The organism is Aquibacillus saliphilus, from assembly GCF_020404745.1.
Lineage (GTDB): Bacteria > Bacillota > Bacilli > Bacillales > Amphibacillaceae > Aquibacillus > Aquibacillus saliphilus.
In genome coordinates, this window is the sequence record NZ_JAIZAP010000001.1 from 199,846 (window position 1) to 223,684 (window position 23,839).

29 protein-coding genes are annotated in these 23,839 nt (G+C 33.6%); 23 read left to right on the forward strand and 6 right to left on the reverse strand.

Annotated features, from left to right (window positions below; all coding sequences use genetic code 11):
• Window positions 1-164 precede the first annotated feature (164 nt).
• Window positions 165-902, forward strand: coding sequence for an HD domain-containing protein (locus LD272_RS01120; protein WP_226034740.1), 738 nt, complete (start codon window positions 165-167; stop codon window positions 900-902).
• A 30-nt stretch (window positions 903-932) separates the two neighbouring features.
• Here LD272_RS01120 and LD272_RS01125 read toward each other — a convergent pair whose 3' ends face one another.
• Window positions 933-2,009 carry a C40 family peptidase gene (locus tag LD272_RS01125; RefSeq protein WP_226034741.1) on the reverse strand — a complete coding sequence of 359 codons (1,077 nt, stop codon included), beginning with the start codon at window positions 2,007-2,009 and terminating at the stop codon, window positions 933-935.
• Between the two features lie 529 nt (window positions 2,010-2,538).
• On the opposite strand from LD272_RS01125, the gene LD272_RS01130 reads away from it, so the two are divergent.
• From LD272_RS01130 to LD272_RS01185, 12 genes are all read left to right on the forward strand, one after another.
• The gene (locus LD272_RS01130; protein ID WP_226034742.1) at window positions 2,539-3,498 is read left to right on the forward strand and encodes a thymidylate synthase; all 960 of its coding nucleotides are present in this window, start codon (window positions 2,539-2,541) and stop codon (window positions 3,496-3,498) included.
• A 16-nt stretch (window positions 3,499-3,514) separates the two neighbouring features.
• Complete coding sequence (locus LD272_RS01135) at window positions 3,515-4,006, forward strand: dihydrofolate reductase (RefSeq protein ID WP_226034743.1); 492 nt, start codon at window positions 3,515-3,517, stop codon at window positions 4,004-4,006.
• A gap of 164 nt (window positions 4,007-4,170) precedes the next feature.
• Entirely contained in the window at window positions 4,171-4,374 is a 204-nt protein-coding gene (tatA, locus tag LD272_RS01140) for a twin-arginine translocase TatA/TatE family subunit (RefSeq protein ID WP_226034744.1), read from the forward strand.
• Between the two features lie 20 nt (window positions 4,375-4,394).
• A complete protein-coding gene (gene tatA / locus LD272_RS01145) occupies window positions 4,395-4,580 on the forward strand; it encodes a twin-arginine translocase TatA/TatE family subunit (RefSeq protein WP_226034745.1) in 186 nt (61 codons plus the stop codon).
• 150 nt (window positions 4,581-4,730) lie between these two features.
• On the forward strand, window positions 4,731-5,483 hold the full coding sequence (gene tatC, locus LD272_RS01150) for a twin-arginine translocase subunit TatC (RefSeq protein ID WP_226034746.1): 753 nt from the start codon (window positions 4,731-4,733) through the stop codon (window positions 5,481-5,483).
• A gap of 24 nt (window positions 5,484-5,507) precedes the next feature.
• On the forward strand, window positions 5,508-5,726 hold the full coding sequence (locus tag LD272_RS01155; RefSeq protein WP_226034747.1) for a YozE family protein: 219 nt from the start codon (window positions 5,508-5,510) through the stop codon (window positions 5,724-5,726).
• 201 nt (window positions 5,727-5,927) lie between these two features.
• The gene (locus LD272_RS01160) at window positions 5,928-6,278 is read left to right on the forward strand and encodes a DUF5365 family protein (protein WP_226034748.1); all 351 of its coding nucleotides are present in this window, start codon (window positions 5,928-5,930) and stop codon (window positions 6,276-6,278) included.
• 97 nt (window positions 6,279-6,375) lie between these two features.
• Entirely contained in the window at window positions 6,376-6,624 is a 249-nt protein-coding gene (locus LD272_RS01165) for a DUF2584 family protein (protein WP_226034749.1), read from the forward strand.
• Between the two features lie 387 nt (window positions 6,625-7,011).
• The gene (vrrA, locus tag LD272_RS01170; RefSeq protein ID WP_226034750.1) at window positions 7,012-7,560 is read left to right on the forward strand and encodes a VrrA/YqfQ family protein; all 549 of its coding nucleotides are present in this window, start codon (window positions 7,012-7,014) and stop codon (window positions 7,558-7,560) included.
• A 95-nt stretch (window positions 7,561-7,655) separates the two neighbouring features.
• Window positions 7,656-8,627 carry a peptide-methionine (R)-S-oxide reductase MsrB gene (msrB, locus tag LD272_RS01175; RefSeq protein ID WP_226034751.1) on the forward strand — a complete coding sequence of 324 codons (972 nt, stop codon included), beginning with the start codon at window positions 7,656-7,658 and terminating at the stop codon, window positions 8,625-8,627.
• A gap of 170 nt (window positions 8,628-8,797) precedes the next feature.
• The gene (locus LD272_RS01180) at window positions 8,798-9,184 is read left to right on the forward strand and encodes a VOC family protein (protein WP_226034752.1); all 387 of its coding nucleotides are present in this window, start codon (window positions 8,798-8,800) and stop codon (window positions 9,182-9,184) included.
• A 37-nt stretch (window positions 9,185-9,221) separates the two neighbouring features.
• Window positions 9,222-9,425, forward strand: coding sequence for a DUF6501 family protein (locus LD272_RS01185; RefSeq protein ID WP_226034753.1), 204 nt, complete (start codon window positions 9,222-9,224; stop codon window positions 9,423-9,425).
• A gap of 20 nt (window positions 9,426-9,445) precedes the next feature.
• Here LD272_RS01185 and LD272_RS01190 read toward each other — a convergent pair whose 3' ends face one another.
• Complete coding sequence (locus LD272_RS01190) at window positions 9,446-9,865, reverse strand: cytochrome-c oxidase (RefSeq protein WP_226034754.1); 420 nt, start codon at window positions 9,863-9,865, stop codon at window positions 9,446-9,448.
• 236 nt (window positions 9,866-10,101) lie between these two features.
• Here LD272_RS01190 and LD272_RS01195 point away from each other — a divergent pair, with 236 nt between their 5' ends.
• Window positions 10,102-10,650, forward strand: a complete 549-nt coding sequence (locus tag LD272_RS01195) for a histidine phosphatase family protein (protein WP_226034755.1) — start codon at window positions 10,102-10,104, stop codon at window positions 10,648-10,650.
• Between the two features lie 35 nt (window positions 10,651-10,685).
• Here LD272_RS01195 and LD272_RS01200 read toward each other — a convergent pair whose 3' ends face one another.
• Window positions 10,686-11,876 (reverse strand): M14 family metallopeptidase, encoded by a 1,191-nt coding sequence (locus LD272_RS01200; protein ID WP_226034756.1) that lies wholly within the window; start codon window positions 11,874-11,876, stop codon window positions 10,686-10,688.
• Between the two features lie 201 nt (window positions 11,877-12,077).
• On the opposite strand from LD272_RS01200, the gene LD272_RS01205 reads away from it, so the two are divergent.
• Window positions 12,078-12,317, forward strand: a complete 240-nt coding sequence (locus LD272_RS01205; protein ID WP_226034757.1) for a ferredoxin family protein — start codon at window positions 12,078-12,080, stop codon at window positions 12,315-12,317.
• A 94-nt stretch (window positions 12,318-12,411) separates the two neighbouring features.
• Here LD272_RS01205 and LD272_RS01210 read toward each other — a convergent pair whose 3' ends face one another.
• The gene (locus LD272_RS01210) at window positions 12,412-12,687 is read right to left on the reverse strand and encodes an acylphosphatase (RefSeq protein WP_226034758.1); all 276 of its coding nucleotides are present in this window, start codon (window positions 12,685-12,687) and stop codon (window positions 12,412-12,414) included.
• A gap of 92 nt (window positions 12,688-12,779) precedes the next feature.
• Here LD272_RS01210 and LD272_RS01215 point away from each other — a divergent pair, with 92 nt between their 5' ends.
• On the forward strand, window positions 12,780-13,748 hold the full coding sequence (locus tag LD272_RS01215; protein ID WP_226034759.1) for a P1 family peptidase: 969 nt from the start codon (window positions 12,780-12,782) through the stop codon (window positions 13,746-13,748).
• A gap of 45 nt (window positions 13,749-13,793) precedes the next feature.
• On the opposite strand, the gene LD272_RS01220 is transcribed toward LD272_RS01215, so the two are convergent.
• A complete protein-coding gene (locus LD272_RS01220; RefSeq protein ID WP_226034760.1) occupies window positions 13,794-14,168 on the reverse strand; it encodes a PH domain-containing protein in 375 nt (124 codons plus the stop codon).
• Between the two features lie 215 nt (window positions 14,169-14,383).
• Between LD272_RS01220 and LD272_RS01225 the strand changes: the two genes are divergently transcribed.
• From LD272_RS01225 to LD272_RS01255, 7 genes are all read left to right on the forward strand, one after another.
• Window positions 14,384-15,325, forward strand: a complete 942-nt coding sequence (locus LD272_RS01225) for a peptidase U32 family protein (protein WP_226034761.1) — start codon at window positions 14,384-14,386, stop codon at window positions 15,323-15,325.
• Window positions 15,326-15,341: 16 nt separating this feature from the next.
• On the forward strand, window positions 15,342-16,574 hold the full coding sequence (locus tag LD272_RS01230; RefSeq protein ID WP_226034762.1) for a peptidase U32 family protein: 1,233 nt from the start codon (window positions 15,342-15,344) through the stop codon (window positions 16,572-16,574).
• 146 nt (window positions 16,575-16,720) lie between these two features.
• Window positions 16,721-18,268 carry an FAD-dependent oxidoreductase gene (locus LD272_RS01235; protein WP_226034763.1) on the forward strand — a complete coding sequence of 516 codons (1,548 nt, stop codon included), beginning with the start codon at window positions 16,721-16,723 and terminating at the stop codon, window positions 18,266-18,268.
• 42 nt (window positions 18,269-18,310) lie between these two features.
• Window positions 18,311-19,075, forward strand: a complete 765-nt coding sequence (locus tag LD272_RS01240) for an alpha/beta fold hydrolase (protein WP_226034764.1) — start codon at window positions 18,311-18,313, stop codon at window positions 19,073-19,075.
• Between the two features lie 105 nt (window positions 19,076-19,180).
• Window positions 19,181-20,329, forward strand: a complete 1,149-nt coding sequence (locus tag LD272_RS01245; protein WP_226034765.1) for an NAD-dependent epimerase/dehydratase family protein — start codon at window positions 19,181-19,183, stop codon at window positions 20,327-20,329.
• 18 nt (window positions 20,330-20,347) lie between these two features.
• Window positions 20,348-21,478, forward strand: a complete 1,131-nt coding sequence (locus tag LD272_RS01250; protein ID WP_226034766.1) for a glycosyltransferase family 4 protein — start codon at window positions 20,348-20,350, stop codon at window positions 21,476-21,478.
• Between the two features lie 785 nt (window positions 21,479-22,263).
• Window positions 22,264-22,524, forward strand: coding sequence for a hypothetical protein (locus tag LD272_RS01255; protein ID WP_226034767.1), 261 nt, complete (start codon window positions 22,264-22,266; stop codon window positions 22,522-22,524).
• A gap of 94 nt (window positions 22,525-22,618) precedes the next feature.
• Here LD272_RS01255 and LD272_RS01260 read toward each other — a convergent pair whose 3' ends face one another.
• Entirely contained in the window at window positions 22,619-23,602 is a 984-nt protein-coding gene (locus LD272_RS01260) for an LAGLIDADG family homing endonuclease (RefSeq protein ID WP_226034768.1), read from the reverse strand.
• Window positions 23,603-23,839: the final 237 nt, after the last annotated feature.

The following is a 23,839-nucleotide window of genomic DNA, read 5'->3' on the forward strand; positions in this document are numbered from 1 at the left end:
ATTGCCTATTATGTGATAATAGTAGAACCGTGCATAATTCAATTTTGCATTTGTTAATCAAGAAACAGCGTAAAAAGTTGACTTTAGTTATGGGCATATAAACTGTATTATTTTATTATCTAACTTCCTTTTTGCTAGAAAATAGTGATATAACAGAGGAGTAAGTGTTCCTTTTTCGTAAAAATAGAGATGAAAATGATGACACAGGTTTTACAAACGAATTGCCCGGAAAAAATGATAATAAAGTTATTGGTGATGGTGGGACCATTCAAACAAAAAATCCATTAACTAGTAAGGAGAGACTAATGAATAAGCAAAAAATAGTAGAAAAAGTCGAATCATATGTATATGATCTCTTTAAAAATGATGACACAGGTCACGACTACTACCATATGAAACGTGTCGCTTACATGGCGAGACATATTGCGGAGTCGGAAAGTGCTGATGAATTTATTGCTGAGGTGGGTGGCTGGTTGCACGATATAGGGGATAAAAAGCTATTTAAAGAACCTCTATTAGTAAAAAAAGACATGTACTCATTTTTAGAACGATTAAATTTAACAGTGGAACAACTATCTCAAATAGAAAAAGCTGTTAGTGGGGTTTCATTTAGCGGAGGTCAAAAGCCTCTAAGCAAGGAAGGTGAAATAGTTCAGGATGCCGATAGACTCGATGCAATTGGAGCGTTAGGTATTGCGAGAACGTTTGCTTACGGCGGTTCTAATCAGCAGTTGATTCATTCTGATGAATCAAAAAACACTAGTATTCAGCATTTCTATGATAAACTTTTGTTGCTTAAGGACTTAATAAATACGGATACAGCTAAAAAACTGGCCGAAGAGAGACATCAATTTATGAATCTATACTTAGAACAGTTTTATTCTGAATGGAATATAAACTAAAAAATTCGACCCTAGCTAGGGTCGAATTTTTTAGTTTATAGTAACTCGTTTAGCTCCTAAGTACCTTGATTGCCAATAGTCCGTTTTCATATCGCTAATCGTTACTCCATTCGAAGAACCTGCATGGACAAATTGACCGTTTCCTAAGTAGATACCCATGTGAGATGGACCTGGTTTATATGTTTCATAGAAGACAAAATCTCCGATTGATAGATTTTCTAGGGGTTTGCTAAAGTTCCAAATATCCGAAACAGTCCTTGGTAAACTAATACCTAACGATTGGTACACATATTGGATAAATCCACTACAATCAAACCCACTCGGTGAAGTCCCACCCCATACGTAAGGAGTTCCAATATGTTGTTTAGCACTACTAATAAGCTGTGAGACATCATAACTAGCTTGTTCTGAAGCCTTTTTAACTACTTTTGGCTCTTTTGGTGCTTCCTCTTCTTTTTTATCTTCTGGTTTTTTTTCAGCTTCTGAACTTTCTTCTTTCTTTTCTGGAGCTTCCGTTTCTGTCTCTTCAATTGGATCTGCGGTATAGATTGCGTTTACTGTTTTTTCATTAACCTCTTGTTCGATCTCTAAACCTTTGTCCTGTTGGAATGATTTTAGAGCCCGATCAGTAATTGGTCCGTAAATTCCGTCAAGTTCTCCTTTATAATATCCAAAATAATGAAGAGCATCTTGAATTGACTTAATATCTTCACCTTTGTCTCCTGGATAGTAGGTTTTAGAAATGGATTTAATTGGTCTTAAGTGTTTTTCTCTTTCTATTCTTAGTAGTGTGGTTACAGTTCCATTATCTGCCTGACCAGTTACTTTTAAATCATTCTCGTATTGTAACTTCTTTAGTGCATATTCTGTCATAACACCAAATTCTCCATCAATTTTTTTATCAAAGTATGAGAGTTGATTTAATTTATGCTGAAGCATTCTAACGGAATCATTATGCTCCCCATAGAAGAGTGTGCGTGACTCTGTAATCACTTCATTTTGTATCATCGGATATGCATCGACATAAAAGGAGAATGGTTGACTTAGTACAAAACCATAGGCCATGGAATATTTAACGACATGTTGAACATTTCCATTAGTAAGCATGCAAAATCCCCTTTCCTAAATTGTACTCTTATCAAGATGTATGTAGAAAACAAAGGATTATGTAGCAATTGGTTAAACGAAATATTATTGTAATATGTTACAATAATATTACTATCATTTTTATAATTAAAATGATGCGAAAGATAAGTCTTTCACTCTTTAGTGACTTACATTTTAAAAATATACCGGGAAAAATTTTCCAGCTGAAATTGGTTTCAGTATGCCGATAACGGGTACGGTTCATTAAATTTAGAATTACACAAAATTGGACATACTGTTTTTGAACTGTTAATGTCTAATTCTGAATATCTTAAAGATATTCAGAATACTTGGAAAGAAAACGTGAATAAATGTTTCAAAAACGTACTTCACCGATATGTTTGCTCATTACTATTATAGTGAAGAATCAGCAAATACTTTTAAAGTAAAAACACCTAATTTGAAAAACTAAAAACATTGAACGTTAATAGCATTCCATTGAACTATTATTAATCGGTATGTTAATTGTTACAAAAGGGGAGAACGAAAGATGTTTAAAGGTGAACAAGCCTATTTAGATTTATGTAAGACTGTACTTGGGAATGGTGCCAAAAAAGAAGATCGTACAAATACCGGAACTTTGTCTGTTTTCGGACATCAAATGCGTTTTGATTTAAACGAAGGTTTTCCTTTGCTTACAACTAAGCGGGTTCCATTTCGATTAATTGCAAGTGAATTGCTTTGGTTCATAAAGGGAGATACAAATATTCGCTATCTATTGCAGCATAATAATAATATATGGAACGAATGGGCATTTGAAAAATGGGTGAAAAGCGAAAAATATAATGGCCCTGATATGACTGATTTTGGTCTTAGAAGTCAGCAAGATGAAAAGTTTAATGAATTATACAAACAAGAAATGGATCAGTTTAAACAAATGATTCTAGAAGATGAGTCATTTGCAAGTGAATTTGGCGATTTAGGTTCTGTTTATGGTCAGCAATGGAGAGCGTGGAAAACTTCTAACGGAGAAACAATTGACCAATTAAAACAAGTTATTCAAGCTCTTAAAACGAATCCAGATTCTAGAAGACATTTAGTTACTGCATGGAATCCAGAGGATGTTCCGAGTAATATGGCGTTGCCACCTTGTCATATAATGTATCAATTTTATGTGGCAGACGGTAAACTATCATGTCAGTTATATCAAAGAAGTGGTGACATATTCCTAGGTGTCCCATTTAATATTGCTAGTTATGCATTATTAACACATTTAATTGCGAATGAATGCAATCTGCAAGTAGGTGAATTTATTCATACATTGGGTGATGCGCATATTTACTCTAATCACATCGAGCAAGTAAAAACCCAACTAAGTCGTGAAATTCGTTCTTTTCCAACACTTAAATTAAATAATACAGTTGGCTCTGTGTTTGACTTTGAAATGGAAGATATGGAGATATTAGATTACAATCCGCATCCATCTATCAAAGCACCAGTCGCTGTTTGACATTAGGAGGTAAGGTATGATTTCTTTGCTATATGCGATGGATAAAAATCGCGTAATTGGATATAACAATGAATTACCATGGAGATTACCAAAGGATTTGAAGTTTTTTAAAGAATTAACCACATCAAATATGGTGATAATGGGCAGGAAAACATTTGATTCTATGAATGGTCCATTACCCAATCGTAAAAATGTTATAGTTACCAGGGACAAGTCATACCAACAAAATGATTGTGAGGTAATTCACTCGGTCGATAAGGTTATAGATTGGAGTACAGATAATCCAGAAGTTGAATATTTTGTAATAGGTGGAGGTAATATTTTTGAACAAATTCTTCCCTATGCAGATCGAATGTATATGACGTATATTGATGAATCTTTTCCAGGAGACACGTACTTTCCTGATTTTGATGAAAGTGTTTGGCAAATAACGAAAAAGATAAAAGGAATAAAAGATGATAATAATCCATATGACTACTACTTTATTCAGTACGATCGTAAACAGTAATACTATATGGTATTTTTTTCTACAAGGAGTAGCCTAACACTGATGAAAGTGTTAAGATAGACGTGTTCTATGTATCCGTATATAATGTGAATCATAGGATAGTAAGTTACAGAAGAGATTTATGTAGGATAACTAGTTATATATTGAATATAAGAGGTGAAAATATGCCATCTGCAATTGGTATTCCGGGTTTAATCCTAATTTTAGTTATTGCACTTATCGTTTTTGGACCTAAAAAGCTTCCAGAAATAGGTAAGGCTACTGGACAAACTCTACGTGAATTCAAGAAGTCGGCACGAGATCTTTCGGATGATTCTGATGTTCAGACGAAAGAAACAGATTCAAAAGATAACGAAAACAATAAGTAAATTCATCGGGAGTGAAAAGAATGGGCATCGGAAATATCGGATTTCCAGGTTTAATGTTAATTTTGATTATTGCTTTAATTGTTTTCGGGCCTGCAAAACTTCCAGAAATAGGTAAGGCTGTTGGCAGCTCGTTACGTGAATTTAAAAAAGCAACAAAAGACATTATGTCAGATGATGAAACAAACAAACTCGATAGTAAAAAATAATTGATTGAAAAGGTGTAGGGGATTATAACCTTACATCTTTTTTCTTCATTAGTAGAATTTATAGGTAAGTATAAACAGGTAGTTCGACATTTGCTATCGCTATAACGAATGTCGTGTTTTTTAATGCTTCGTTTTGGAAGGGGTACGTTAATGTCATATGAAGAGCAGACAGAGAAAGAAAGAGAAATGAACTTTTTAGACCATTTCTCTGAACTAAGAAAAAGGCTAGTTCTAACTGCAATTGTATTCTTTGCATTTTTCATTCTAGGATTTATTTTCGTTAAAGATATCTATGGTTTTTTTGTTAGGAACTTAGATTTTACTTTGAATGTTATTAGTCCAGGAGAAATCATTTGGTTATATTTTACTATGGCTTTGTTAGTAGCATTTACAGGTACTATTCCTTTTTTAAGTTTTCAGGCATGGCTGTTTGTTCGGCCAGGATTAACAACAAAAGAACGTAAAGTTACGTTACCATACATACCAGCTATCTTTCTTTTATTTATTGGTGGACTAGTCTTTGGCTATTATGTGTTTGTAGAATTTATACTGCCATTTCTACTGTCGTTAAATGATGGTATGTTTAATGAAATGTTTACAGTTGATAAATACTTTAAATTTTTAATGCGTGTAACAATACCATTCGCAATCTTGTTTGAAATTCCTATTATCACGATGTTTTTGACGAGCCTGGGCATCGTTACTCCTAAATTTTTAAGGAGAACTAGAAAATATGCTTATTTTATTTTAGTTATTATTGGTACAATGATTTCTCCTCCGGATTTTGTATTGCAAATTATTGTCGCAATACCTTTAATTATTTTATATGAAATAAGTATCGTCTTATCAAGTATTGTTTACAGAAAAAAACAACGAAATCATGAATCATTTATGGAAGAGTGATAATTTTAGTAATGGGGTGATTTGATGCGATCTTTTTATCATTATATGATGCGCTATCGAGGAGCAAAACAACCTACTGGTGAAAGTCGCCTAGCCGATTGGATGTTTTCTGATCATGATTTTCCTAAGCATTCGTTTAGCTACGATGAAGTAAGTCGTTATTTGGAATGGAATATCCCTTTTACAGAAGCAGTTCAAGTATTCGATCGACTTTGGGAAGACTATTTAGCTAATGGACAGTAAATTTGGGAATAAATACACAGACCTAGGATTATTAGGCTGTGTATTTATTTATTCTTAAAATTAGTTGGGAGTATTGCCAATAATTACTGCTTAATAAAGTGAACAATTACGTGCTATATTTAGATTATCTCTTTTTAGTAACTTAGGCTAAGGAGTTATTAAATTTATTATTATTTTGTTCAAATATTTAGGAGGAAAAACATGAAAGTAGTAATAGCATCGTCTCCACAACAACAAGAATATGTTCAGGAACTATTAGGAGATCTGTACAATAATATTTTTCCTTATTACTTTACACAGGACTACATAAAGCGATTGATCGATTTTAATTTAATGGAAATACCTGATATAAAAGAACTCAGTTTAGTAGAAATAATGGAAGTGACTGCAGCTATCCAAACAATCTCTAGTATTCTTAAAGAAATGGTAGAAACAAATAAGCCATTGGATGATTATAATTACGCATTTAATAAGAATGCAGAAATCTTATCAAAATATCAGATTGATTTCCCATTTCAGTTAGTGGATTTTCAGGATGGAAAATTAAACTGAGAAAGAAAATTCGTTTTTTCTTTAATATGTTAACTATTATACTAATAGGGTATATAATTGATTATATAAGAAATTAAAAAGGAGTGGAGGGTTTAAAATGTCTATGCCTCTTTTAATAGAGTGGAAGCTCATTACTCACGGCAATGAGAAACGATTAGCTGAAAAAGAAAATATGTTTGAGATAACATTTGAAGGTTATAAACTTTTTCCTATTAATGATGTAATTGAGATTAGGAGGCAACATAACTCTGATCAGGTCGGCAATGGAAGAATAATTGAGATAACATGGAAAGATGGCTCAACGATTTGCAAATACCAACTACTTTCTCTTTATAACGTCAATTAATGACAAGGTTTATATTACGAAATTATCAGTTTAAGTAACTTCTTGCGCTTGCCCGGGAAATAGTACTTAAAAATTTTCATTAATTTGCCATATCTGTTCTAGTTATACCTGTTTAAACAAGGTTATAATGACAGTATAATATATCGCTAACTAGATGAAAGAGGTGGATATTCATGCTTTCTGCTATTTTATTTGGATTAATTTTAACCGGGACGATTGGGTTAATAATAACAGCTGACGTCATAACAAACTAAAAATTAAAAATTGCGTAAAAGAGTAGCTAATCCACCAATAGCTACTCTTTTTATTTGATGATTTGTGCCTACACTTATTTATTTATTCAACGTACAATACAGTATCTTAAGATTATAGAAGAGAGGGATTGTTATGTTTTCACAAATGAGGGGGCCTTCTTCCTTTGGTCAGTATCCAAATGCAGGTATGATGAGGCAATTTCCCTTTGCTTCAAACTTTACCCAACCACCAAACTTGGGACCAACAGCCCCTACACAAGGCGGTATGGGTGGTATTCAAGGTCTACTTCAGAAATTTACAGGAGGGGTAGGAACTTCTCAAAGTGCAGGTGCAGTTACGAGTACGGCTACTACAGGTTCAGGTGTAACAGGTATGTTGGGTAACGTTCAGCAGTTGTTGAAAATGGCCCAGTCTGCAGGACCTGTTATCCAGCAATACGGCCCAATGGCTAAAAATCTACCGATGATGTTTAAAATGTTAAAAGCTTTTAATGAGGATGATGAGTCAGATGATACTGCTGAAACTATTAAAAGTGATCAAACAGAAGAGGATAAAAATAATAAAGTTGAAATTAACAAGGAGAATATCAATAAAATAGAAACTGATACAAAAAGAAAACGAGTAGTTGATAAGAAAAAAGAAATATCATCAGGTATTTCTACACCCAAGCTATTTATATAGATAGAATGTATAGGCAGACTACTTGATTTTTTAACTTATAAGGTCAAAAATAGGAGAAAAGTTAGGAATTATTAAATACGTAGGAGGAATGTTCTGTGGTTAATAATAAATTAGAGAAAGCTACATTTGCTGGAGGTTGTTTCTGGTGTATGGTTGAGCCTTTTGATGAACGGCCTGGAATTCACGGAGTTGTTTCGGGCTATACTGGTGGGACCACTGAAAATCCAACCTATGAAGAAGTGTGTTCTAATACAACAGGACATGTAGAAGCAGTAGAAATTACATTTGATCCTAATATTTTCTCTTATGAAAGATTATTAGATGTGTTTTGGAGACAGATTGATCCAACAGATCCTAATGGGCAATTTAATGATCGAGGAGAGTCTTATCAAACAGCTATTTTTTATCACAATCAAGAACAAAAAGAAATAGCTGAAAAATCCAAAAGACAACTTGAAGAAAGCGGAAAGTTTAATAAGCCTATCGTTACTGAAATTGTACCATCTGGTACATTTTACCGTGCAGAGGAAAATCATCAAGATTATTATAAGAAACAATCGTTCCACTACAGACTTTATAAAAAGGGCTCAGGAAGAGAGGATTTTATTAAAAATCAGTGGAGTAGCGATAAAGATAAGACTGAATTAAAGAAAAAGCTAACACCAGTCCAGTACAAAGTAACACAGGAAAGTGGTACCGAAACACCATATCAAAATGAGTATTGGGATCATGAAGAAGATGGAATCTATGTTGATATTGTTTCAGGAGAACCACTGTTTTCTTCTAATGAAAAGTATGACGCGGGCTGTGGGTGGCCAAGCTTTACTGAGCCAATAGATAAATATTTTGTAAAGGAAAACGTTGATACCGCACACGGTATGACTCGTACTGAAGTTCGTAGTACTGAGGCTGACTCACACTTAGGACATGTTTTTGAAGATGGACCAAGAGACCGTGGTGGATTACGTTACTGCATGAACTCCGCAGCAATGCGATTTATCCCTAAGGATAAAATGAAAGACGAGGGGTATGAGCATTTATCGTATATATTCGACGATAATAAATAGTTTTACTGATTAGTTCTTGCTATCATTCCTGGTAGCAGGGACTTTTCGACTAAAATTATTATGTCAACTTAATTTATACTTTTAAAAAGCATAGATTAGTTCTCAATAGAATAAAAAGTGGTATAATAGTGCTGTGATTCTTAAAAATAGATATCGAGGAGCGCATATAGATGAAATCAAACGACAATTCATCTTTTAAAATTAAAGGTCTAGATCATATCCAATTGGCTGCACCTTTGGACTCTGAACAAAAGGCTAGAAATTTCTTCTATCATTTATTAGGAATGGAGGAAATTGAAAAGCCAGAATTATTGAAGCAAAATGGTGGTGTATGGTTTCAATGTGGAAATCAGGAACTTCATATAGGTATTGAACAAAATTTCATGCCAGCAAGGAAAGCTCATCCAGCTATTTATGTTACTAATATAAATCAACTAAAAGAACGGTTGAATCATCATAGCATAGATATTATAACGGATGATCGATTACCTGGATATCAGCGCTTTTACGTTAATGATCCATTTGGCAATCGATTAGAATTCTTGGAATTAATTTAAGTTCATTTATATTCTAGTAGAGAAAGAGGTAATTAAAATGATTCATACAAATTGGGAGAATAATACAACTATAAAACAAATTGAATGCGTGCATGCTGATGCAGATAAATTCGTTGTTGATACGATGCTAACACCGGGAAAAGTGTATGATGTGAAAAATGAAACTGAAGAATTTTATTTTATTATCGATAACTCGAACCGGATTGCTGGATTCAAGAAAGATTATTTTAAAGAAATCTAATAAAACACTAACCGTTGCATCTAAGAGGCACGGTTAGTGTTTTTGTGTACAGTCGAATTAATTAAAGTATCTTCATCATTTAAATTTGTAATTACATTAATCACAAAAAGTAGTACTCCAATTAGAACAAATGTAGCTCCTGTAGCTACACCGGCTGTGAAAACGGTGTTTCCTGTAAGTAACATAGAAGCTAGGGATATCATCATTATTGGCAATCCTATATTATGCAACCAGAAATGAATAATTCCTAATTTTGTTGCGGCTAATTTAGGGAAAAGATAGTAAATAAGACCCGCTAGTGTCAACGCTGTCCATCCAAGTAAATTAATATGAACGTGGACACCAGTTAGCGTGTAATCATGAACAATTGACATAAAATAGCCGATAGTTACTCCGATTAGAAAGTAAACTACAGAAATCTTTATAAGACGTATTCCCAAAGAGTAATTCCTCCCATTAAAATTGACATCATGTTTCAGTGCGTACCCAGTAATCTGACTTTAAGTTTTTGTGTAAAATTCTTAATAATCTTACAAATTAAAGTGAAATTTGCATAAATAAAAATATACTGGCAATACTACTTAAGTATTTATATAAATACTATACTCAATTTAACTTGTATTTATGATAATTATCGATGATAATGTAGATAAGCCCCTTGGAGGAGATGATTTGCATGAATAGACTATTTATGATTCGTCATTGTAATGCAGAAGGTCAACACAAGGATTCACCTTTAACTAAAAGCGGCGTTAATCAGGCACAAGGCTTAGCGACCTTCTTTGAACAATCTAGCTACGAAATAGACCGGATTATATCTAGTCCTTATCTTCGTGCAGTCGAAAGCATAAAACCCTATGCTGACAAAAATAATATTCCTATTGAGATAGATCCTCGGTTACAAGAGAGAGTGCTAAGTGAAGAACCTGTTGATGATTGGATTGATGTATTAGAGCAATCATTCACGGATTTGGATTTCACTCTACCTGGAGGGGAATCCTCCAATGATGCAAGAGAAAGATCACTGCACTTAATTGAAGATATTATGAATAATGAATCATCTGAAAATGTTATTATTGTTACACATGGTAACTTATTAGCGATACTGCTTAAAGAGTTTCAAGTAGATATAGGTTTTACACATTGGAAAGGTTTTACAAATCCAGACTTGTATCTTGTACAGAAGAACGCCGGAGAATATATTGTGGAACGATTATGGAAATAGGAAGAAATGGGCGTAAGGATGCGCCCATTTTGTTTTTACATATATAAATTTGCTAATAAAATTCCGCGAGCAGATCGATATATTTGATCGAACTGCGTTAAAGGTAAAGGATTCGTTCCAAGACCAAGTTCAATTGTATAACCTGGTCTGTTCCATTCTTGAATAAACCAGTCTTTATAACCAGCATAACTATCTACTGTTTTAATAGGCTGGTATCCACTTACATTTGCATATTCATTTACAATCACTTCTGATTCGGGTGGTTCAAGGTTTTCAAAACCCCAATAAATAACTTGACCCTGTGTATGAAATGCGTTTACTCTTCTGAAATCACTAGCTCGTGTTAAATCTGCAATTGCTTGTGCTTCTGGCTCAGATAATGGATTAGGCCCAGGATAATCTCTAGGTCCGGGAGTATCGGTTTTCCGTTCTTTTTCTATTTCCCATTTTGCAGGATATTGATTGTTAAGGTCTACTCCACGAATATTTGCTTTCCAATTCGAAAAATCCAAACTCCCATTATTCATATTAATTACATCGCTTTGATACGGTTCTTCTTGTGGAGGGCCTTGAATAACGAGGTTGACGCCATCTGGATTAACCATAGGAACCATAGATAATAAAGTACTCTGGTACAAAGGATTTAATGCAATATTACTAATTGCGCCATTGTTTGTTAATCCTAAAAGATAATCATTTAAAAACCTTAAGATAATAGGTGTTGTAATCCATTCATTTGCGTGAAATGAACTATTGACATGGACACTTTTTCTACCATTACCAATACGTAATTCATAAATATCTTTACCCATTATGGAGTTTCCTATTACTTGGGTTATGATAAAAGGATACAGGGAGGCTAGCTCTCTAACGTCTTCAATTAATTGTTGGTAATCATAAGCTTCATTATCGTTAATTATTCTCCATGTGACTCTTACTGGTATCTGAATCAATTGGCCTATTTGTAATTGATTTGGATTGATTGTTTGATTAAGTAAAAAAATTGCATCTTGATTTAGACTCCTCTGAGTTGCGATTTTCCAAATGGTTTCGTTACTAGAAATTTGATGCCTTGTAGATACAAAACCAGGAATTTGAACTGATTGCCCAACGGCTAATTTACTTGGGTTTATTTGCCGGTTTGAATCAATGATTAATTGTATTGGTATTTGGAAAAGCTGACTGTAATACCAAAATGAATCTCCTTGACGTACATTGATTTGCATGAAAAGCCTCCTTTAAGGTATTTACATTTAACATATGATTAAAAATATAAAGTAGTTAAAATATATTTTTATGGGAATTTACTAAAGAATGGTTAAAAATACTTTTAACTAATGGAATAAATAGGCTATAATGTAAGTTGATTAAATTTTATATGATACACTATCTATAGTTAGGTTTATTATTTGAAGGAGGAGTTTTACTTGGCTTTTGTAATTACATCACCATGTGAACAAGAAAAAGCAGGAGAATGTGTTGAAGTTTGTCCTGTTGATTGTATAGAAGAAGGAAAAGATATGTTCTATATAGATCCCGATATTTGTATTGATTGTGGTGCATGCGAAGCAGTATGCCCAGTCGAAGCAATCTTTATGGAAGAGGAAGTCCCAGATAAAGAACATGAATATATTGCTCTTAACCGTAAGTTTTTTGAGGAAGAATAAAGCACTAATGGGTGATTTCATTATACTTGTTAGTTTAGTAAATAAAAGAGCCGCTAACTAAAAGTTAGTGGCTCTTATCGTATTAAGATTATTTTTATGATTTCACATCAAAAGAATGGTAGCCTTTTATTTTATTAAAAGTAGTAACTTCAACATGATCTACCTTTATAAATCGTCTCGGACCATTTTTGGTAATATCAATAAATTCCTCTACTTTGTTTGATTCACCTTCTACTTCAATTTCAACGTTACCATCGGGTAGGTTTCTAACCCATCCATTGACACCAATCTGATTCGCTTTCTGCTGGGTAGTCGCACGAAAGCCAACTCCTTGTACCATTCCACTAACAATTAAATGAGCACGTAACACGTTATCACCTCACGAATAGTTCTTATTAGTATATAACCATATATTGTTAGTTTAAAACAAATTACGTAATAATAAATTATGGAGGTATTGATATGAAACAGATTTCATTGAAAGAAATAGCAGGTTTTTCTATTGGACATGATGAAAACATACAAGCCGCTACAGGTTGCACTGTTATACTTTGTGAATCTGGAGCTACTGCAGGTGTAGATGTTAGAGGCGGTGCACCTGGAACAAGAGAAACAGACTTGCTTCAATCTGGAAACCTTGTTGATGCAGTGCATGGAGTATTTCTATCTGGAGGAAGTGCCTATGGATTAGATGTTGGGTCTGGTATCATGAAATTTCTTGAAGAACGTCAAATAGGTTTTGATGTCCAGGTTGCAAAAGTTCCCATTGTGACTGGTGCAGTACTATTTGATTTAGCAATAGGTAGTTCAGAAATTAGACCAGACTATCTAATGGGTTATCGAGCCGCTCAACACGCACAACTTGTAAATCAATTCGTAGAGGGTAATATCGGTGCGGGTACTGGCGCTACTGTCGGTAAGTGTCTAGGTCCAGATCATGCCATGAAGGGCGGACTTGGTATTTATGCTGTGCAAGTTGGAGATTTAAAAATTGGAGCAATTGTAGCAGTTAATTGTTTTGGAGATGTAATTGACCCTACTTCCAATGAAATTATAGCAGGAGTTTATGATTATCAATTGGAGCAATATTTAAACTCAGAAAAACAACTACTAAACCAGATAGAAAATGAATCAAATACCAATCGTTTTCAGGGTAATACTGCTATTGGCACAATTATTACTAATGCGAAATTAACAAAATCACAAGCGAACAAGGTCGCTTCAATGGCGCACGATGGGTTTGCTAGAACAATGCGACCTTCACATACAATGGTAGATGGAGATACTATATTTGCAATGTCGTGTGGAGACGTAGAGGCTGATCTTAACATAGTAGGTATGTTAGCTGCTAGTGTGATTGAAACAGCAGTTATAAATGGAGTGAAAAAAGCACAAACACTTGATGCTGTCATTGGTTATGCGTCGATGTGAAGAATAAAGGACAAAAGCTCAGACAGTTTGCCTGAGCTTTTGTTTTCATAATACATAACTTGATAATGCTTTATGTACTTTGTAAATATTGTCATCTTTTCTAAATTCTTTCGTATATGGATCAGAAGTTCCTGAAATCCAGATTTTAAGTTCTGAATCAAGGTCAAAGGTGCCAGCAGTTTCGACACTGAAGTGAGTGATAGATCGATAAGGAATGGAATGATATTCAACTTTCTTTCCTGTCATTCCTTGCTTATCTATTAAGATTAAACGCTTTTCTGTAAAGACAATCAAGTCTCTAATAAGTTTATAAGCTGTCTGGACATGTTCTTGATTCGTTAGAATAGGTTCTAGATCCTTTTCAGCTTTACTAATATCAATCTCCGAAGCATTACCCATCAATCCATCTAGAATTCCCAATTATTTCATCTCCTCATTAATTTGACTATATAAACCTTGACTTAATTTTATAATTTCAATTATGACTGAACTGTCTTGAAAATTCTAGCTTTTTATACTTATAAACGAAACAATTAAAAAAGTTTGAGTAAATTATATATATTTGTGACAAAAATCACTGATGATATTTTAAAAATATCCATAATTGAAGATAGACTTAAGTTAGAGGTGAGACGATGGTTTTCAAGTATCCAGAATTGGTAGCAACTGCAAGAGATGTCGAAGAGGCAAAACAACTTATTGAAGCAGGAGCGGATGCAATTAGAATTGGTCATCAGCAATATGGATTAAGGGTTAGTGGCGATTTTGAATTAAACGATATAAAAAAAACGGTTAAGTACTCACATGATAGAAATAAAAAGGTATATATTGTGACAAATGCAATCTTCCATAATGCAAATGTTGACAAACTACCAAACTATTTAGATTGTTTAGTTGATATAGAGGTAGATGGGATAATTTGTGGTGATCCATCCATTTTTCCTATTTTAACAGAAACTAATATCAATTTGCCGATTCATTGGAATCCAGAAACTTTATCAACCAACTACGATACATTAGCTTTTTGGCAATCAAAAGGAATCAATAGAGCATTATTATCAAATGAACTAGGGATGGATGCAGTCCTAGAGATAAAAGATAGGTTAACCCTACCAGTAGAAGTGCAGGTCCACGGCATGACTTGTATTTTTCAGTCTAAAAGAAAATTAGTAACGAATTATTATAACTATATTAATCCGACTGAACTAATAGGTGTAGAAGAGCTTAATGATAAGAAGTTATATATCAAGCAGATCAAGGAATCTGATAGTAATTATCCAATATTTGAGGATTGTAATGGTACACACGTGATGAGCAATGAAGACATTTGCATGATTGAACATTTAGAGCCGTTAATTAAAGGTGGAGTAGATTCATTACGTATTAATGGAATACTGAATTCTAGGGAATATAACAGTAAAATCGTTGAATTGTATAGAAAAGCAATTAATCTTTGTTGTGACTCTACCGATGGGTACCATCGTAATAAAGGAATTTTTAAACATGAAATAGAGAAAATTCAACCAGCATATAGAATACTAGATACAGGTTTCTATTATAAAGAACAGATTTACTAGAGTTGGAGATGGGATAATGAGTAATTTAACAGTAGTAAAAAAACCAGAATTATTAGCACCGGCAGGAAATTTAGAAAAACTAAAGTTTGCCATTCATTATGGAGCCGACGCAGTTTATATTGGTGGTAAACAATTTGGACTTAGGTCAAAAGCTGGTAATTTCACTTTCGAGGATATGAAAGAAGGTGTTAAATTTGCCGAAAAGTATGATGCAAAGATTTATGTAGCTGCTAATATTATTGCTCATAATGAGAATTTGGATGGAGCGAAAGAATATTTTGCAAAGCTATATGAGATTGGAATTGCTGCCGTGATTATTGCAGACCCGGCTTTAATCACAGCATGTAAAGAAGCAGCTCCTAATCTAGATATTCATATAAGTACTCAAGCATCTATTGCGAATTGGAGGACCATACAGTTTTGGAAAAATGAAGGCATCCCTCGTGTTGTATTAGCTAGAGAGGTATCTGTAGACGAAGTGCGTGTAATGAAAGAAAAGGTGGATATCGAGATTGAAGCTTTTATACACGGTGCGATGTGCATTTCATATTCCGGACGTTGTGTACTTTCAAACCATATGACATCAAGAGATGCTAATCGTGGTGGTTGTGCACAATCATGTAGGTGGAAATATGACTTATATGAAGATGGCACAGATGATTCAAGTAATATTTCAGAACAGGCTGATGAAGCTTATACAATGAGCTCAAAAGACCTAAGTATGGTCGAGTATCTTCCGAATTTAATTGATTTAGGTGTAGATAGTCTGAAAATTGAAGGTAGAATGAAGAGTATTCATTATGTAGCAACTGTTGTAAATGTTTACCGGAAAGTTATTGATAGCTATATAGAAAATCCACATAATTTTTATATGGATCAAAAATGGATTGATGAAATATGGAAAGCGGCACAACGTTCTTTGACTACTGGTTTCTATTATCGAGAACCATCAGAAAACGATCAGTTATTCGGTCCGCCTGATAAAATACCTAAATATGACTTCGCTGGCCTAGTGTTAGCTTATGATAAACACAGTAAGATAGCACATGTCCAACAACGAAATTCATATAAGGTTGGAGATGAAATTGAATTCTTTGGCCCGAATTTCTATCAATTTAAGCAAACAATTCAAGAAATGTGGGATGAAAATGGTAATTCAATTGATATGGCTAGACACCCAATGATGATTACCCAAATCAAAGTGGATCAACCTGTTAGCTATCTTGATATGATGCGTAAAAATAAGTAGTTCCAATTACAAACAGAACTCCGTCTATATAATAGACGTGGTTCTTTTATTTTGTTCAATACCCTATGGTTTATTTTTATAAAAATACATTATTTTGGCCATCCTGTGAATAATAATATAAATATATAAACTGCAGGAGGAACGTAATGGTTAATAATAAAAAAGACCCAATTGAGATTCCACAATTTCCAGAACCATATTGGAGGGAATCAGTTAATTTACCTAATTATGATCAATTGTCTGAAAATATTCATGTAGATGTAGGTATTGTTGGTGGTGGAATAACAGGAATAACCACTGCCTATTTGTTAATAAAGCAAGGGTTCAAGGTTGCTTTATTAGAAGCGGGAGAACTTTTAAATGGTACGACTGGACATACCACGGCGAAAATAACAGCTCAGCATGGTTTAATTTATGACGAATTAATTCAGCATTTTGGTGAAGAAAAAGCTAAGTTATATTATCAATCAAGTTATACTTCCATGCAATTTATTAAAGATACAATTAATGAAGGAAACATACCCTGTGATTTCTCCACACAGGATGCTTATGTGTACACAAATTCCGATAAATATATTTCGAAAATAAATAGTGAAATGAAAGCTTACGAAAAATTAGGTATTGATGGGGAAATCACGGATTCAATCCCATTCGATATACCTGTAAAATCTGCACTTATTATGAAAAATCAAGCTCAATTTCACCCAATCCAATATTTAAAGTATATGGTAGAATACATCACGAAAAATGGTGGGCAGATTTATGAACATACAACAGCAACGGATGTTGAAAACGGCGACCATCCCCACATACTAACTAGTGATGGTTATAGAGTAATTAGTAAGTATGTTGTGGCAGCCTCCCATTTCCCATTTTATGGAGGTCAAGGCTTTTATTTTGCGAGAATGTATCCTGACAGATCGTATCTTATTGGTATTAAATCTGAAAAGGATTATCCAGGCGGAATGTATATCAATGCGGAACAACCAACAAGGTCGATTCGTTCGACCTCAATCAATGGAGAAGAATTATGGTTGATAGGTGGAGAAAGCCATAAGACGGGTCAAGGAAAATCAACGATGGATCATTATCAAGCTTTACAGCAGTTTGCTCAAGATAAATTAGGGATGAAAGAGTATCTTTATCGTTGGTCAGCGCAAGATCTCACAACACTTGATAAACTACCATATATTGGACCTGTTACTGAAGATCAACCAGAGGTATTAATTGCTACCGGATATAGAAAATGGGGGATGACTAATGGTACTTCTGCTGCATTAATTATCGCTGATATCATTTCGGGTAAAGATAATCCATATAAGGAGTTATTTTCACCATCAAGATTTCACGCGGATCCTGATATGAAAAAGTTCACGCAAATAAATGCAGATGTATCTAAACACCTTATTAAAGGGAAATTAGAATACACAAAAACAAAGATAGAGGATATAAAAGAAGATGAAGGAAAAATTATTCGAGTTAATGGAAAGCGAACAGGAGTATATCGGGATAAAGAGGGAGAAGTACATCTGGTAGATACGACGTGTACACATATGGGATGTGAAGTGAATTGGAACGAAGGTGATCGAACTTGGGATTGTCCTTGTCATGGATCTAGATTTTCAATAGCCGGGGAAGTAATCGAAGGGCCTGCCAAAAAACCAATAAAAAAAGTTAATGAAAATATGACATGAATTTTATACTGCTCTTTGACTTTTTTGAAGGAAGGAGTATTTATGAAAAGTATTCAATATGAAAATGGGACAGTGTACTATGAAACAAATGGAAACGGAGTTCCGATTATATTCATTCATCCTCCAGGTATGGGAAGAAGAGTCTTTGACAAACAACAGCAACTTTCAGATAAATACTTAATAGTTACTCCGGATTTTAGCGGACATGGACTTTCCTCTTCTAGTATTGAGTATTCGATCATAGACAACTATGTAGAGGAATTGAAACTAATAATAGATAACGAAAAATTCGAACAAGCTATCATTTGTGGCTATTCAGCGGGTGGAGTAATTGCGCAAGAATTTGCGAAAGCCTATCCAACTAAAACGCAGGCGCTTATTCTATCGGGTGGATATCCAAAAGTTGCTACAATTGGATTAAAAATAGAGTATAAGTTAGGAATGCGGCTCTTTAAGAAATCACCGGAAACTTTAGCGAGGTTCCTTTCTATTAGTCATACGAAGGATAAAGAATACCGTAAAGTTTTATATTCTCATATGTTGAAAAGTGATTTTGCACATTGGTATAAATTTTATGATCAAACATTGCACTACAATGGAGTTACAGATTTAGATTCATTGGATATGCCATTATTGCTAATATATGGCGCAAATGCTTTTTGGATAAATAGACATAAGATTTATTATGAACGTTGCGCAAATCATCATGTTGTTTATATTGATAAAGCATATCATCAATTGCCAACGAAACATTGGCAGCCTTTCAATCAAATCATATCCGAATTCATTAATACTAAAGTTATATAGTAATTAATTTCTCTTCTTTGAAATAGAAGAGAAATTAATTCGATTATTCAGTTTTTTATGGTATCATTTATATGTTGTTAGAAGAAATGGCATAGGAGGAGAAATATGAGAATAGTAATTGCAGGGGGAGACGGATTTTGTGGATGGCCAACTGCGTTATATTTATCAAAACAAGGCCATGAAGTAACAATTGTAGATAACTTAGTAAGAAGAAAAATTGATAATGAATTAAAATCTAATAGTTTGACACCAATATTTTCTTTAGAGGAAAGAGTAAATAGGTGGAAAGAACTTACTGGTAAAAAAATCAATACTTTTATCGGAGATTTAAATCATTATGATTTTCTTTCCGAGGTCTTTAAACAAACACAACCGGAAGCATTTGTACATTTTGCCGAACAAAGATCTGCTCCGTATTCTATGATGGACCGTGAACATGCAGTTTACACCCAATCTAATAATGTTATTGGCAATTTAAATGTTTTATATGCTATTAAAGAATTTGCGCCTGATTGTCACTTAATAAAGTTAGGGACAATGGGTGAATACGGAACGCCAAACATTGATATTGAAGAGGGATATATCGAAATTGAACACAATGGCAGAAAAGATAAATTACCATATCCTAAACAGCCGGGATCTTTTTATCACTTATCTAAAGTGCATGACAGTCATAATATAATGTTTGCATGCAAAATATGGGGGATACGAGCGACTGACTTAAATCAAGGTGTAGTATATGGTTTACATACCGATGAGACAGTAATGGATCCAGTTCTAGCTAATCGCTTAGATTATGACGGAGTTTATGGTACAGCACTGAATCGTTTTTTAGTTCAAGCTACAATAGGACATGATTTAACTGTTTACGGAACAGGCGGACAAACAAGAGCATTCTTAAATATAAAGGATACTGTTAGATGCATTGAAATTGCAGCAAACAAACCTGCAGATAAAGGTGAATTTCGTGTTTTTAACCAGTTTACGGAGTATTTTTCGGTTGGGGAGTTGGCTGAAAAGGTTCAAAAAGTAGGCAATGAAATTGGATTAGGGGTTCAAATCAAGAATTTAGAAAATCCTCGTGTAGAAGCTGAAGATCATTATTACCATGCTGTAAATACAAAACTTAGAGATTTAGGACTAGAGCCTAATTTATTGACTGATGAAGTACTGCACGAAATATTAAAAGCTACATTGGACAATAAAACTAACGTTATAAGAGAAAATGTACTGCCAACAATTTCTTGGAAGTAAGAGAGGAAGACTCTAGTTTTGAAAATTGTAATTGTTACAGAAACCTTTTTACCTTCTACGGATGGAGTAGTTACTCGTTTAACAGAGGCAATTAAATATCTAAGGCAACTTAACCATGAAGTTATAGTGATCGCGCCAGATCTAGGTGTTAATGAATTTGAAGGTGCGGTAGTCGAAGGGGTAAGGGCAATCACTATGCCTTTTTATCGTTATCGGCCGTTTTCATTACCGCAAAAACAAGTGAAATCTATTATAAAACATTATAGCCCCGATCTTGTGCATGTGGTTAATCCGGTGTCAGTAGGGGCTTCTGGGGTTTATTATGCAAACAAATTAAATATTCCTCTAATTGCTTCTTATCACACACATATCCCTAAATACCTTGATTACTACAAGATGTACCGACCGTTAAAACCATTTGTTTGGAATTATATTAGAAGTTTACATAATAAAGCTTTGATTAATTTATGTACATCTGAATCGATTAGAAAAGAATTAGTAGCAAAGAATTTTTCTAATGTAGACGTTTGGAAACGTGGAGTGGATACCGATAAATATCACCCTAGAAATTACAGCAACAGAATGAGAATGAAGTTGTCTAATGGAAAAATAAACCAAAAACTTCTGGTGTTTGTAGGGCGGTTAGCGATAGAGAAGGAAATATATAAAATAAAGTCATTACTCGATGCAAGAAGTGACGTATCTTTAGCTATTGTTGGTGATGGGCCAGCACGCCAGGAACTAGAAGAAATTTTTACAGGAACAAGGACAGTTTTTACTGGTTTCATGCATGGTGAAGAATTAGCAGAAGCATTTGCTTCAGCAGATGCATTTATTTTTCCATCTGTAACGGAAACATTAGGTTTAGTTATTCTAGAAGCAATGGCGTCAGGATTGCCAGTAATTGCTGCTAGCAGTGGTCCAACAATGGAGCAAATATCTGATGGAACAAACGGGTTTTTATATGAAAATAATAGTACAGTTAGTATGGTACAAGCAGTTACAAAATTAGAAAATAACCAATTGTTTGATCAACTTAAAAAAAATGCACGTATAGAAGCTGAGAAATTCAGTTGGATAAAACCATCTGAACAACTAGTAGAAATATATCAAGAATTACTAGAAATCAATAATGCTGAAATAAGTTAAAAAAATAAAATATCTCACTATCTCGAGAATACTTGTCTATTGAGATGTGAGATTGCTTTAATTTTATAACTTCTGATAATAAATATTATGTTAACTAGATTTAAAGTTTACAGAACAATAACTATTCACTTTACTTTCTATAAAATATTATCTGAATAGCTGGATCCTTTCTATCTTTACCTTCCTGGTAATGTCTGGCCGGTCTGGATAAACTAACTCTTTGTATCCTGTCGAGTTAATCATTTCTTCTTGGTGATCCGTAACTCGTGCTTGACTATTTGCTGACTCTTAGCAAATTTTCCCCTCAATCTTGGTTAATTCAGTGCATAACGCACGGATTTTACGATTATCACGACGTAAATATAACATCATTATCCTTTGTAGTGCTATGTCCTAGTTCTAATCTAAGTCATAGGCAATTATGCCACGAGAACCGTGTTGTGTGACATGTTTGTCCCCCTGTTCACTATTGATTCGATCAGTTATTCGATTGTTGCTTATTTTGAAGCTCCAATCCTTTTGCTCTCTGTAATAACTGGTCCTCCGGTTCGAGTTGATAAAACTCGATGTGTTTTTTATTTTCTTCATTAACTTTGGTGGAACTGAAAAATAAATCTTTACGAGTATTAATATATTCCTTTTCGCTTATTACCTTTTTAAAAAAGTTGGTAAGAGCAATACAATTATTTACCAGGTTATCATATTGAAAGTTGGGCAAAATAAGATTACAGCTACTTACTAGGTTAGAAAACATATAGATTATAGCGAAAAAAGGAGTACAGGAAATGGAAAAAACAGAAATTCTTTTACGCTTAGCAGATATTATAAAAGAAGAAGAAAAAATTTTTAAAGAAGGATACACCATTGGCCTTGACTTTCAAGGAGTATTAGACCGTTTGAATACATATTCATTATATCGTGATTTGATAATAGAAGACACTTTCACAATGAGTGATGAAGCGCTTGATACATTAACCGATTATGAAAGTGACCTAATAACAAGAGGACAATTCAAACAGTTTTTGACATCGTTAATTGGTGGTTAGAGCTGTTTTCTAATTATAATTGAGTACATACTGAATAATTCCTATCCATTATGTTAACTAAAATTAATTAAAAAAAATACAATTATTCATCCAACTACTCTTTTATCTGATCTTGTATAATAATAAATTGATCATGAAATTCACTATCTGTTTTCAACCATGTCTGAAAAGCAGGTATTTTTATTTGTACGTAATCACATGCCATTTGCAGAGAATTATATTGCTCGTAATGTCTAAGAAAATTTTGCTTCCTTTTAATTACTGCGATTGAAGTGTTTTTAAGCTTTCTATCCTTTAATAAATTAATATCTAACGTTTCCATGTTGAATTTATCAAATTTTCTAATAAGGTAAATATCTTTGTTATGATATATCCAGTCCGAGAAAGTTTTAATCGATTTTCTACCGTTTATATGTACTCGGTGATGTTTGCTGTTAGTGTTGAAATTAACTACTAATCCTAGATTTTCTAATACACGGATTAAACTTACCATAAATTTGATTGAACCACCTACAAAAGTAACGTTAAATTTGTCGTAATTTATATATCCATCTCCATCAAAATAACCTCGTATAAAGTGACTCATATACTCTTCTGGAACATACGGAAATTCAATGCTAGTTGATTTATTGGGCATGATACCGTGTAGTTGCATTAAATCATTCTTCATAATCTTACTGTTAAGGTTTAATAAATGAACTCCAGTCTTCTTATTCTTATATATGGGATGATTAGATTCAATCTCCCTTTTGATATTTTCAAGAATGTATTTTTCTTTTTGTGAAATGCTGATTGTTTGAGCGTCTCTTGGAATGTTTCCGTCTGCTACAAAAAATCCCAATATGTATGCCATATTATTTGTCCATTTTTTAAAATAATCCTCATTTAATTGATACTGACGCTTCCAACTTCCATGTGGTCTTTTTTGGATATTATTTTTAGTTAGAACACTACTTACATATCTTGCAGATACATTTGCTAACATACCAATATCTGTTGTACTGTATCCATCTTGGTACATCTGTATCATATCAGAGTACTCCATTGTTCGTTTTCTTTTGCCTACATTAGTATTCATGCTACTCCTCTCCCTTCTATCTTCATTATACAAACGTTTGTTCGATAAAACAATAGTAAGTCTCTTTTTTATTATGAAATTCCCCCTATTCCTAATTTCTAATGAAAATAGTAATTTTATCCAAATTATTACTATTTTTTACTTATATCCGAATACCGTATGTATCCGGATATAAGTAATTTTTGTACTTTTTTTGATTTATTTAAATTCTGATTAAATATTGCGAAAATAAACTAA